This is a genomic window from Caballeronia mineralivorans PML1(12) (assembly GCF_001028175.1).
Classification (GTDB): Bacteria; Pseudomonadota; Gammaproteobacteria; order Burkholderiales; family Burkholderiaceae; genus Caballeronia; species Caballeronia mineralivorans.
Genome location: NZ_AEJF01000093.1, coordinates 13,877 through 26,373, shown reverse-complemented (window position 1 = coordinate 26,373; position 12,497 = coordinate 13,877). Strand labels below are relative to the sequence as shown.

Below are 12,497 nucleotides of genomic sequence, written 5' to 3'. Positions count from 1 at the left end.
AAGATTCTCGGGTAGCGGGCCAGGGCGTTATTGCGCAGGGGTCGCCGACGGATCTTTCGGGCCGTCCGGCGTGGTGCGCACGTACGCGGCGAGCGTATCGGGAAGCAGCGGTTTCAGTTCTCGCACGCCTTGTTCGGCCGCGGGCCGGAACAAGGCGTTACGCCAGAAATCGTGTTGTGGCAGTTCGGTCAAGCCCGCGAGGGCGACCAGGATCACTACCAGAATAGCGCCTCTCACGAGGCCGAACAGCAAACCCAGCGACCGGTCGATACCGCGCAGCCCGACCACTTCGGTCACGCGCGTCAACAACGCGCCAGCCACGCTCGATATCACCAGCACCGCCGCGACAATCAGCAAAAACGCGATCAACCACTGCGTGAGCGCCCCGCCCGGCCAGTGCGCCGGAATGTACGGCACAACCGCACCGACAAAACGCCCGGCGATCAACAGCGCCGCGATCCAGCCGATCAGCCCGAACACTTCGGCCAGCAGACCGCGCCACATCCCGCGCAGCGCGGAGAGGCCGATCACGGCCATCACCGCGTAGTCGAAACTCGTGAACATCTACAGCTAGTTCGCCGACGCGTTGTTGCTGCCGCCGCCCAATCCGGCTTGGCGCACCTTCACGAGCGCCGCCGATGCAGCCGCCCGGTCGGTGAAGGGTCCTGCACGCAACAGGGTGCGCGTCGTGCCGTCAGCCTGCTTCCGATGTTCGATATATGCGGGCACTCCCGCCGCCTTCAACTTCGTCACCCAGTTCTGGGCGGCACTGTCCTCGTCGAAGGTACCGATCTGGACCACAAAACGACTTCCGGCCGGGGATGCCGACGTGTTCGGTTTCGGGGTCGCAGCCGCAGCGGGTGCAGGTGCTGGGGCGTCTGCCGGTGGCTTGGACGCTTGAGCGGTCGTTGTCGGCGTCGGTGCGGCCGGCTTCGCTTCAGGCTTCGGCGCCGCGGCTTTGGCCTGCGCTTGCGTTTCTACGGATTTAGAAGCCGGCTTCGAGTCAGGCTTTGAAGCCACTGCCGCCGCGTTATCCGAAGCCGCTACAGGACCGTCCGGCGCCACACCGGCTTGCGTATCGGCTGACGAATCGACCGCGCCGGCGTCCGTCGCGTCGCTATGACTGGTCTTGGGCAACTGCGCTGCGGGGCGCGTGGGGATATCGATGGAGATGTCGTCGGTGACGGGCTTCGGATGCGAATCCAGCACCATCGGCAGGATGATCACCGCGGCCGCGACCAGCGCGAGTGCACCGACCAGACGCCGCCGCGCACGCTGCTTTTCGGGCAAGGTGGGGTCGAGCATCATTGCGTCGGCCTCGGGACGGTCGCTGCGGCGCGTCCGGCGTTCGGTACGCACGGTCTGACGCGAGCCGCGCGGGGAGTCGGAATATGCGTCGCGGCCCGAAGGCGCGTCGTCTTTCTTGCCGAACGAGAAAAAGGACATGGTTGGCTTTTGCGAGAGGCTGGCCGGCCGTCCGTTCAATGATGCTGCGATTTACGGTAGGCCATCACGCCTGCCACCGTATGGAAACTGCCGAAAACCAAAATTCTATCATTTTCGGACGCTCGCTTTAACGCATCTTGAAAAGCGTCGGCCGGATTGTTGAATTGAGTAACGCTGCTGTCGGCACTGTCGTTGACGCCGGCCTCGCGTAAAACGCCTTCGAGCATCGCCGCAGAGGCTCCACGCGGGGTCGGCAGGCCGGTCACGTTCCAGTGATCGATTTCACCCTTCAAATGTTCCACGATCCCGGCAATATCCTTGTCGCCCATCGCGCCGAAGACCGCGTAGGTGTAGGGAAAAAAGCCCATATTGCCGAGGTTTTGAGCGAGTACGGCGGCAGCGTGCGGGTTGTGCGCAACGTCGAGGATCACTTGCGGTTTGCCCGGCACGACCTGGAAACGCCCCGGCAATTCGACGTTCGCGAGGCCCAGCCGGATGTCCTGCGCGGACACCGGAATGCGGTCGCGCAACGCTTCGAGCGCGGCCAAAGCCGCCGATGTATTGATCAGCTGATTCGCACCGCGCAAAGCCGGGTAAGCGAGCGCCGAGCGCCGCTGCGTCCGACCTATATAGCTCCATTGCTGCCGCTCGTTGCCGCCCTGCGTTTCGTAGCGAAAATCGCGGCCGACCAGCCACAAATCCACGCCGATTGCCGCCGCATGGTCGATCAGCGACTGCGGCGGCGTCGGATCACCACAAATAGCGGGCGTATCGCCGCGGAAAATCCCGGCCTTTTCGAAGCCGATTTTTTCGCGAGTGTCGCCCAGATATTCCGTATGGTCGATGTCGATGCTCGTCACGATCGCGCAATCGGTATCGATGATATTCACGGCGTCCAGCCGCCCGCCCAGGCCCACTTCGAGAATCACGGCATCCAGTTCCCGCGATGCAAACAGCCGCATGATCGCCAGCGTGGTGAATTCGAAATACGTCAGCGAAACCGGCTCCGCCAAGCTCGTGCGCGCTTGTTCGACGGCTTCGAAATGCTCGAGAAGCTCGGCGTCGGTGGCATCGACGCCATTCAGCCGCGCGCGCTCGTTGAAGTCGAGCAAGTGCGGCGACGTGTGGCAGCCCACGCTATACCCCGCGCGCAGCAAGATGGTTTCGATGATCGCGCAAGTGGAACCCTTGCCGTTCGTCCCGCCGACCGTGATCACGGGGCACTTGAAACTCAGTCCGAGCGCATCGCGGACCTTGCTGATGCGCGTCAAACCCATGTCGATGCCGACCGGATGAGCCGATTCAAGGTGGGTGAGCCACGCATCGAGGGTCGAAAAGGTGAACGATGAAGTCGTCATGAAATGGTGATGCTCGCCAGCAAAATAAGGGGAGATGCCGAAACAAAAACGCCGCGCGCGACCCTCGGCGGGTTCGCGCGCGGCGCCTGGGCCGTCATCATTTAACGCCTTCTGCGCGATCGACGCTCAGACGACGCTTTAAACACACAAACCTCAGGCGACCGAATCGGCCGGTTGCAGCGTCAGCAACGCCATCAGACGCGCAATTTCTTCGCGCATCTTGCGACGGTCCACGATCATGTCGATCGCGCCCTTCTGCATCAGGAATTCCGAGCGCTGGAAGCCTTCCGGCAGCTTCTCGCGCACCGTTTGCTCGATCACACGCGGTCCGGCGAAGCCGATCAGCGCCTTCGGTTCCGCGATCACCACGTCGCCAAGGAACGCGAAGCTGGCGGACACGCCGCCCATGGTCGGATCGGTGAGAACGGAGATGAACGGCAGCTTGGCATCGGAGAGCTTCGTCAGCATGGCCGTGGTTTTCGCCATCTGCATCAGCGAGAGCAAGCTTTCCTGCATCCGCGCCCCGCCGGACGCCGTGAAGCAGATGAACGGCGTGCGCTGCTCGAGCGCGTTGCGCGCGCCGCGGGCGAAGCGTTCACCGACCACTGAGCCCATCGAGCCGCCCATGAAGGAGAACTCGAAGCAGGCCGTGGTAACCGGAATGGTGTGGATCGCGCCGCCCATGACGACCATGGCATCGGTTTCGTCAGTGTCTTCCATCGCCTCTTTCAAGCGGTCCGGGTACTTCCGGCTGTCCTTGAACTTCAGCGCATCGACCGGCAGGATTTCCTGGCCGATTTCATAGCGGCCTTCCGGATCGAGCAAACCGTCCAGCCGTTCGCGCGCACCAATCCGCATGTGATGACTGCATTTCGGGCAGACATGCAGATTCGCCTCGACGTCGTTGCGGTACAGCACCGCTTCGCACGACGGGCACTTGATCCATAGCCCTTCCGGAATGCCCTTGCGGCTTTTCGGATCGGTTTGCTTGATCTTCGGCGGTAACAGTTTGTCGAGCCAGCTCATCGTGTTTCCTTCTTGTTCGCGTGTTTCGCGGCCCGTTTGAGATTATTCGGGGCCGCAAAAACGGGTTATTTTGCAGAATCGAGCGCAGAGCGAATATCGGCGATAAAACTCGTCAGCATCTCCGCTGCCTTCTCTGGCGGCGCTTCTTCGAGCAATTGCACGAGACGGCTGCCGATCACGACAGCATCCGACACGTCGGCCACCCGCCTCGCCGATGCGGCGTCGCGGATGCCAAAACCGACACCCACCGGCAACGCGACATGCGCCTTGATGGCCGGGATTTTACTCGCGATGCTCGCCACGTCCAGATTTGCTGAACCAGTCACGCCTTTCAGCGACACGTAATAGACATAGCCGCTCGCCACTTTTCCGACTGCGGCAATGCGTGCATCGGTCGATGTGGGCGCGAGCAGGAAGATCGGATCGATGCCGGCGGCGCGCATCGATCCGCTAAATTCCACCGATTCCTCCGGCGGGTAATCGACGACCAGAACACCATCCACGCCCGCGTCTTTTGCTGCTTTGGCGAAGGTTTCGGTGCCCATGCGTTCGATCGGGTTGGCGTAACCCATCAGGACAACCGGCGTGGTGGTGTTGGTCTCGCGGAAGCGTTTGACGTCGGCGAGTACATGTTTCAGCGACACGCCGCGCGCCAATGCGCGTTCCGACGAGCGCTGGATCACGGGACCATCGGCCATCGGGTCGGAGAAGGGCACTCCCAGTTCGATGACGTCCGCGCCGCCCTTGGCGAGCGCGTGCATAAGTTCGACGGTTTGCTCAGGGTTCGGATCGCCGGCCGTGATGAACGGGATCAGGCCTTTTTTGCCTTGCTCGGCCAGCGCCGCAAATGTGCTTTTGATACGGGACATGAGTTATCTCTTTCGCGCGTAATCTGCGCCTTTTAGCATTTTTTAGCAGTAACTTAGGCGGCGTTGGCTTGATCAATGGAAGCGGTGTCAGCGCTTTCCGCTGCTACCGGCTCAGATCGAACCCCGACGGAACGCGTCTCGGCGACGCGCCTTTCGGCAATCGCGTGATAGTCGGCGTTGATCTCGTAGCCGATGAACTCGCGCCCATGACGCGCGCATGCGACGGCGGTCGTACCGCTGCCCATGAACGGATCAAGGACGCGTCCACCACGCGGACAACTCGCGAGCACCATACGCTCGATAATCTCAAGCGGCTTCTGCGTCGGGTGGTCGACGCGTTCTGCGTGCTGCCTGTGCAATCGCGACACCGACCATACGTCTTTCGGGTTGTAACCCAGCTCCAGCCACTTGCTGCCTTCGAACAATTTGCGCGAACGCGCCTTCTTTGTCACTGCGTCGTAGGGGATACGGATGGGATCGAGATCGAAGAAGTAATCCTTCGATACCGCGAAATAACCGATGTTGTCGTGCACTGACGTATATCTGCGCACCGTTCCGCCCATGCTCGGCACACGCCGGTCCCACACGATCTCGTTGACCATCGTGAGGCGGCGCTTGAGGAACACGAAGATCTCCGGCGCATATTGCCACGTGCAAAAAATGTAAAGCGAACCGCTTGGCTTGAGCTTCGGGATAGCCAGTTCAAGCCAGCCGTAGGTCCAGTCGAGGAAAGCATCGCCGGAACGCATATCCGAGTCGTTGCCGTAATCCTTGCCCAGTCCGTACGGCGGATCGGCCACGATCAAATCGATCGAGCCGTCCGGGAGGTTCGCTGCATCGGTGAGGAAATCGCGGTGATGCAGGTGGATGCCACGGTCGATGTCACCATCGGCGGCATCGTGCGCACTTGCATGATCGATTTCATCGCGCATCGGTTGCGGGCTCAGAACGTGATGCCGGTGCGCTCGGCGACCGTATGCATGTCCTTGTCGCCACGACCCGAAAGGTTGACCAGCAGCAGCTTGTCTTTCGGCAGCGTGGGCGCGAGCTTCGCGGCGTAAGCGAGTGCGTGGCTCGATTCGAGCGCCGGGATGATCCCTTCGATACGGCAGCAATCGTGGAAACCCTTCAGCGCTTCTTCGTCGGTAATGCCCACGTATTCCGCCCGCCCCGCATCTTTCAGCCACGCGTGTTCGGGGCCAACGCCGGGATAATCCAGCCCGGCCGAAACCGAATGCGTCTCGATGATCTGGCCGTTTTCGTCCTGCAGCAGATACGTGCGGTTGCCGTGCAGAACGCCCGGACTTCCGCCGATCAGCGACGCCGCATGACGCCCGGTTTCAATGCCATCGCCGGCCGCTTCCACGCCGATCAGCTTCACATCTTTATCTTCGATATACGGATAAAAGATACCCATCGCATTCGATCCGCCGCCAACGCACGCGATCACCGCGTCCGGCTGGCGACCGGTCATCTCAGGCATCTGCACCTTGCATTCATCGCCGATAACCCGCTGAAAATCGCGAACCATCATAGGATACGGATGCGGCCCCGCCACCGTGCCGATGATATAGAACGTGTTCTCGACGTTCGTCACCCAGTCGCGCATGGCTTCGTTCAGCGCGTCTTTCAGCGTTTTGGAGCCAGATTCGACCGGCACGACCGTCGCGCCAAGCAACTTCATGCGGTACACGTTCGCCGCTTGCCGCCGCACGTCTTCCGAGCCCATGTAGACCACGCATTCCATCCCGAAACGCGCGGCGATAGTCGCCGTTGCAACGCCATGCTGCCCCGCGCCGGTTTCCGCGATCACACGCGGCTTGCCCATCTTGCGCGCGAGCAACGCCTGGCCAATCACGTTGTTAACTTTGTGAGCGCCGGTGTGATTCAGGTCTTCGCGCTTGAGGAAGATTTGCGCGCCGCCGAGCATGTCGCTCCAGCGCTTGGCGTGATAAATCGGCGACGGACGGCCGACGTAATGCTTCAGTTCGTACTCATATTCCGCGATAAACGCCGGATCCTTGCTGCATTCAGCGTAGGCATCGCGAAGTTCATCGAGTGCGTGAATCAGCGTTTCGGATACAAAAACGCCGCCATATGGACCGAAATGGCCCCGATCGTCTGGTAAATTGTACATGTGTCACTCTCTCGGTACGTGGAAGCGTTGCGCTTTACCACGTTGATCATCCGGCATCCGCTTCGCGCACCGCGCGTACGAACGCCGCCATTCGGGCGTGATCTTTCACGCCCTTCGCCCCCGCTACTTCGATGCCACTGGAGACATCGACTGCGTAGGGGCGCACGCGCCGGATGGCGTCAAGGACGTTTTGCGCGTTCAACCCACCACTCAAAACGGCCCGATGCCCGAGATCTGTTGGGATAAGTGACCAATCGAATACCTTTCCACCGCCACCGTAGCCCTCGACGAGGGTGTCGAGGAGCAAACCGCTGGCTGCTGAATAATTAAGAGATGATTCTACCAAATCGCGTGCAGTGGCATCAGGCCCTACCCGAAGGGCACGCCACCACGGCAAACCGGCCACTTCCGCGAGCGCCGCGCATTGCGCCGGGGTTTCATCGCCGTGGAATTGCAGCAGCGATAGCCGCACGTTCGACGTCACTTCGCGGATCCATTCCGGCGTGGCGTTGACGAACAAACCGACCGCCGAAACCAGCGGCGGCACGCGCTCCGCCAGTTCGACCGCTTGGCCCACGCTGACCGAACGCGGGCTTGGCGGGTAGAACACGAAACCCACTGCATCAGCGCCGAGTGCGACGGCGGTATCGACGTCTTCCGTCTTCGACAAACCGCACAGTTTGATTCTCGTTCTACGCAAATCGTTATTTATCATGCTGTTTTCCTTGCCAGACCGCGCTCCAAGGGTAGCTTCCCAGGCGCGGCGCGGGCACTGCGAAGTTCTCAGGATAGCCGACCTCGGCCAGATAGAGGCCGTCGGGCATGAACGTCGGCGCGGCGCGTTTGCGGTCGCGGGCTTCCAGTAATTCGGCCATCCACGACGCGGGATGCTTGCCGCGGCCAATCGCGACGAAACATCCCATCAGATTGCGCACCATGTGGTGCAAAAACGCGTTCGCCCGGAAGCGAAAGTGAATGAAATCGCCCTGCTCCACTATGTCGATCTGATGCAGGTACTTCACCGGCGTCTTCGCCTGGCACTCGGACGAGCGGAACGCCGTGAAATCGTGCTTGCCGATCAGGCAGGCGGCGGCTTCGCGCATCGCATTGGCATCGAGTGGGGCGTAGCACCAGCCGGCGTGGCCGGTGATCATCGGCGAGCGCACGGGGTGGACGTACAGCGCGTAGTAATACGTACGCTCGAAGGCGCCGAAACGCGCGTGGAAATCGTCGGGCATCGGCCGTGCCCACTGGACCGCGACGCTCTGCGGCAAAAACGCGTTCGTGCCGCGCACCCAGGCGAAGTCGGTGCGCTCGAGTTCGGTATCGAAATGGACGACCTGGCCGAGCGCGTGCACGCCCGTATCCGTGCGTCCCGCGACAACCGTTTGCACGCGGGTTTGCGTGAATTTGCCGAGCGCGCGTTCGAGGACGTCTTGTACCGTCTTGACATCCGATTGAGTCTGCCAGCCGCTGAACGCCGAACCGTCGTACTGGATACCTAATGCAATGCGTTTCAAGGGCATATCAGGAGAGCGGCGCCAACGTCGATAACAGCGCGGCAGCGGGTTGGCGCGTGGCCGGATCGTTCGATTCGATCACTTCCTGCAGCAGCGTGCGCGCCCCGGACAAATCGCCGAGTTCGATGTATTCGACGGCAAGTTCGAGCTTGTTGCGGGCGATCGACGAGATCTGCTCGGGCGTGAAGGCCGGCAGCGGCTCGGTCTGGCTCGTGGGCGAGTTGTAGTCGAAGTCGAGGCTCAACGGACCAAAACGCGATGCGCCGAGGCCTGCCACCGATGCCGCGCCAGTCGTTCCGGATTCAATTTGCTCGCTCGCCGATGTCGACGTGGATTCAGGGTGGCGATGCTGCGCGTTCTGGCGATCGAAGACGGCCGGGTCGGCGATCGGCTGGGGCGTGACGGGCGCGGCGGCTATGGGGGTTTTAGCGACAGGCGTGGTTTCGTTCTGCTCGGTGGATTCTGTCGGCGATGGGTGTTCGGTTGCCGAGGCAGCGGGGAACGTCGGCTGGACATTCGAAGGCGAAGGCGCTTCCTGACGCGGCGGCAAACCGAAATCGAGCGCACTCAGGGCTTCGATAGCCTCTTGCGGGAATTTGGGCTGGGGGAAACGGGAAGCCGGTGAGGGTTCGTCGTCGTAGTCCGACGAGTCTTGCTGGCTGTGAGGCTGGTCGGTTACGTGCTCAGGCGCGGATGGCGCGTGTTCTGCGCTTTCGTGCGTGCCAGACGCACGCGCCGCTTCTTCCTGTGATGCGGCTTCACGGGCTGCGGCTTCACGAGCTTCTGCTTCACGAGCAGCGGCGTCACGAGCCTCTGCTTCGCGCACTTCTGCTTCATGCGCAGCGGCTTCATTTGCCGCGGCCTCTCGCGCCTCAGCTTCGCGTGCTGCCACTTCACGCGCTGCGGCGTCACGTGCCTCAGCTTCACGCGCTGCCGCCACTTGCGCTTCCAACTCACGCGCCGCAGCCTCGTGCGCCACGGCCTCCCGCGTCGCCTGTTCTAACGCCGCAGCCTCGCGCAACTCCTCCTCCCGCGCCTCCATTTCCGCACGCAACGCCTCTGCGCGATCCGTCGCGGCCCGCTCAGCGGCCAGTGCCGCTTCGATCGCACCCGGCCGCGGCGGTGTGAAATCGCGATGAAGTGCCGCGGGCGCGTCGGGCATGAACGGAGCGCGTTTGGTGTCCGCTTCGCGAGTCGTATTCGCCGCGTCCTGTCCACGGCTCTCGGTCCCGCTCAGCGTCACTCGTGCGTCGGCAGCCGCATCTTCGTCGATGGACTCGCTCCCCGCCGGCGGAAACGGAGTGTCTTCAGTCGGAGTATCGAAGGACTGGGCGGCATCGTAGTTTTCGATGCTAGCCGCCACCACGTTCAGCTCGCTTTGACCGCGCTGGACCGATGCGCCGTCAAGATCGGCGGCGCCTGTCGGAGATTGCACGTGGCTCGTCGAACCGTCGTAAGGGGGAATAACCGTTGTTTCAGGCGCCGTCGATGGTACCGGCGGTTCTTGCGGCGAACGGTCATCCTCAGTCACCGCAGACGCAGCGCTTGCGGCACGGCGTCGTTTGCCGGCCCGCATAACGAGCAGAAGCAAGCCGACTATCACTACGACAGCCCCGGCGATCCAACCGATCGGCCCGTTGGCTGACGTGGCGAGGGAACCCCTCGTCGACGGAGCGCTGGCCGGCGCGGCAGTCTCCGCAGGCGTGCTCGACGCCACCGCCGATGCCGGCACCATTTCGCTGGCGCTCGCAGCCTCACTCGCGTTCGCCGCAGGTTGAGCCTCCGATGTCGGCAAGACCGCGTTCGCCTCGCTCGATGCGTTCGGCGTAACCGCGCCACTGACCGCACCACTCGCCGCCATCGTCACGCCGACGGTATTCGATGCCCCTTCAGCCGGTGCCACAGCCGCTACGGAACCGCTAGCCTCGACTGCCGGCGCCGACGTAGCCACCGGCGCAGAAGCAGAAACCGGCGAAGCTGCCAAAGCCACTCCCACGTCCTCAACCGGCGGCACGTTCAAAACCGATCCCAATTTCAGCCGGCTCGGGTCATGACCCATGAACGCGTTGGGATTTGCGTCAAACAGTGCGCGCGCCATCTTTTCGCGCGTGGCGCGGTCGTTCGAGCCGGTGATTTGGGAGGCGATATCGCTGAGTGACTGCCCAGGTTTCACGCTGTACTGCGTGATTGCGCCCGCCGCCGACGCAGCATCCGGTGCCGATGCCGCCGATACGGTTGATGCGCTGCTGGCTTGAGCGTTGGCATCGAAGGAAACGAACGTCCCGAGCAGCACACTCGCGACGCTTGCCGCGACCAGCGCCGCGCGCCGCGAGCGGCTGAAGCTGCGAGGCTGTGAATGAAGTGGCCGACTCGGACGAACGATCATTGATACTCCAGGCGAGTGGACGGGGAACAAGAAACCAAAAAAACGGGGCGACATCCAAAATCGGCCACGGACCAGCCGTGGTTTGGCCACGACATAGCCACAAAACGAAAAAGCGCCGCACAAGCGCGACGCTTTTATCGAACTGCCGCGCGTCTTGGCGCGTAGTTTACTTTACTTGTCCAGCAGGATGCGCAGCATCCGGCGCAGCGGTTCTGCCGCGCCCCACAGCAACTGGTCACCGACCGTGAACGCCGACAGATATTCGCCGCCCATCGCCAGCTTACGCAAGCGGCCGACCGGCACTGTCAGCGAACCCGTGACCACTGCCGGCGACAAATCGCGCATCGACGCTTCGCGCTCGTTCGGGACAACCTTCACCCAATCGTTCGCCGATGCCAGGATGCCGTGCAATTCGTCCAGCGGCACGTCCTTCTTGAGCTTGATGGTCAGGGCCTGCGAATGGCAACGCATTGCGCCGATCCGCACGCACAAGCCGTCGACAGGAACCGAACCCGGCTCGCCCATGGCGGGCAATCCGAGAATCTTGTTGGTTTCCGCGCCGCCCTTCCACTCTTCCTTCGACATGCCGTTGCCGAGATCCTTGTCGATCCACGGGATCAGCGCGCCGGCCAGCGGCACGCCGAAATTATCGACGGGCATACGCTCGCTCGACATGGCTGCCTGCACACGCTTGTCGATATCCAGAATAGCCGACGACGGATCCGCCAGATCTTCTTTGGCCGCACCATACAGCACGCCCATTTGCTGCAGCAGTTCGCGCATGTTCTGTGCGCCCGCACCGGAAGCTGCCTGATACGTCATGGCGGTCGTCCATTCGACCAGGTTCTGGTTAAACAAACCGCCCAGCGCCATCAGCATCAAGCTGACCGTGCAGTTCCCGCCGATAAAATTCCGGCCGCCCTTCACGAGCGAATCCTTGATGACGTTCAGGTTGACCGGGTCGAGGATGATGACCGCATCGTCCTTCATGCGCAGCGACGAAGCCGCGTCGATCCAGTAGCCCTTCCAGCCGGCCGCGCGCAGTTTCGGGTACACCTCATTGGTGTAGTCGCCGCCCTGGCACGTAATGATTGCGTCGCACTTTTTCAGGTCGTCGATGCTTGTCGCATCTTTGAGTTTCGTCTCGTTTTTCGCGAACGACGGCGCATTGCCGCCCGCATTGCTGGTGCTGAAAAACACCGGTTCGATCAGGTCGAAATCGCCTTCCTGCTGCATGCGCTGCATCAGGACGCTGCCGACCATGCCGCGCCAACCAACGAGACCTACGTTCATGACTAACCTTTTTTGTGGACACTTCCCCGCTTGGCCGAACCCTCCGCCGGCGTGACCGCGCGGGGAAGATGGGCGGACACGACAGGCGATCAGCGGAACGTGATCGTTTTGAGGGAAATGGTTTTCGTAATGCGTTTGGACAGCGCAACCGTACCCAGATGCGTGCCCAGACGCGTAATGGCGAGACGAATCGTGCGGGCGCCTTCAATGCCGCCGCATGAAATCGAGTCCAGAGAGATTTTAGAGATCTTCGCCATAACAAAAGAGTCTACACGATAACCCGTATATTCGTCCTTCCAAGCGAGCGTTCCACGCTGTTTTGACGTGGTTCGTGCGCTAAAAGCGACGAAACGAGATGAAATGTCGCGATCGGCGGTATCTTAAAAAAACGTCCGCCGCGAGACGCTTTTCCACCGGAATTTTTCGCTGACGCATTTGGTCAACTCAACCGATGGAAAAGCG

The 12,497-nt window shown here is 61.9% G+C and carries 12 protein-coding genes; all 12 read right to left on the bottom strand.

Annotated features, from left to right (window positions below; all coding sequences use genetic code 11):
* Positions 1-27: 27 nt before the first annotated feature.
* The 12 genes from EOS_RS15145 to EOS_RS47075 all read right to left on the bottom strand — a co-directional run bounded on the left by EOS_RS15145 (position 28) and on the right by EOS_RS47075 (position 12,292).
* Positions 28-564 carry a CvpA family protein gene (locus EOS_RS15145; protein WP_047847481.1) on the bottom strand — a complete coding sequence of 179 codons (537 nt, stop codon included), beginning with the start codon at positions 562-564 and terminating at the stop codon, positions 28-30.
* A 6-nt stretch (positions 565-570) separates the two neighbouring features.
* Positions 571-1,446 carry an SPOR domain-containing protein gene (locus EOS_RS15140; protein WP_047847480.1) on the bottom strand — a complete coding sequence of 292 codons (876 nt, stop codon included), beginning with the start codon at positions 1,444-1,446 and terminating at the stop codon, positions 571-573.
* A gap of 35 nt (positions 1,447-1,481) precedes the next feature.
* On the bottom strand, positions 1,482-2,804 hold the full coding sequence (folC, locus tag EOS_RS15135; protein WP_047847479.1) for a bifunctional tetrahydrofolate synthase/dihydrofolate synthase: 1,323 nt from the start codon (positions 2,802-2,804) through the stop codon (positions 1,482-1,484).
* Between the two features lie 153 nt (positions 2,805-2,957).
* A complete protein-coding gene (gene accD, locus EOS_RS15130) occupies positions 2,958-3,830 on the bottom strand; it encodes an acetyl-CoA carboxylase, carboxyltransferase subunit beta (RefSeq protein ID WP_047847478.1) in 873 nt (290 codons plus the stop codon).
* 65 nt (positions 3,831-3,895) lie between these two features.
* Positions 3,896-4,699: a tryptophan synthase subunit alpha gene (gene trpA, locus EOS_RS15125; RefSeq protein ID WP_047847477.1), complete on the bottom strand. Its 804-nt coding sequence runs from the start codon at positions 4,697-4,699 to the stop codon at positions 3,896-3,898.
* Positions 4,700-4,752: 53 nt separating this feature from the next.
* Positions 4,753-5,631 carry a DNA-methyltransferase gene (locus EOS_RS15120; RefSeq protein ID WP_047847476.1) on the bottom strand — a complete coding sequence of 293 codons (879 nt, stop codon included), beginning with the start codon at positions 5,629-5,631 and terminating at the stop codon, positions 4,753-4,755.
* An 11-nt stretch (positions 5,632-5,642) separates the two neighbouring features.
* Positions 5,643-6,836 (bottom strand): tryptophan synthase subunit beta, encoded by a 1,194-nt coding sequence (trpB, locus tag EOS_RS15115; protein ID WP_047847475.1) that lies wholly within the window; start codon positions 6,834-6,836, stop codon positions 5,643-5,645.
* A 46-nt stretch (positions 6,837-6,882) separates the two neighbouring features.
* Positions 6,883-7,551, bottom strand: a complete 669-nt coding sequence (locus tag EOS_RS15110; RefSeq protein ID WP_047847474.1) for a phosphoribosylanthranilate isomerase — start codon at positions 7,549-7,551, stop codon at positions 6,883-6,885.
* Positions 7,541-8,356 carry a tRNA pseudouridine(38-40) synthase TruA gene (gene truA / locus EOS_RS15105; protein ID WP_235442823.1) on the bottom strand — a complete coding sequence of 272 codons (816 nt, stop codon included), beginning with the start codon at positions 8,354-8,356 and terminating at the stop codon, positions 7,541-7,543. The genes EOS_RS15110 and truA overlap by 11 nt, the downstream gene beginning before the upstream one ends.
* Before the next feature lie 7 nt (positions 8,357-8,363).
* Positions 8,364-10,742, bottom strand: coding sequence for a FimV/HubP family polar landmark protein (locus tag EOS_RS15100; RefSeq protein ID WP_047847472.1), 2,379 nt, complete (start codon positions 10,740-10,742; stop codon positions 8,364-8,366).
* A gap of 171 nt (positions 10,743-10,913) precedes the next feature.
* Entirely contained in the window at positions 10,914-12,035 is a 1,122-nt protein-coding gene (gene asd / locus EOS_RS15095) for an aspartate-semialdehyde dehydrogenase (protein ID WP_047847471.1), read from the bottom strand.
* Between the two features lie 89 nt (positions 12,036-12,124).
* A complete protein-coding gene (locus tag EOS_RS47075; RefSeq protein ID WP_160312499.1) occupies positions 12,125-12,292 on the bottom strand; it encodes a hypothetical protein in 168 nt (55 codons plus the stop codon).
* Positions 12,293-12,497: the final 205 nt, after the last annotated feature.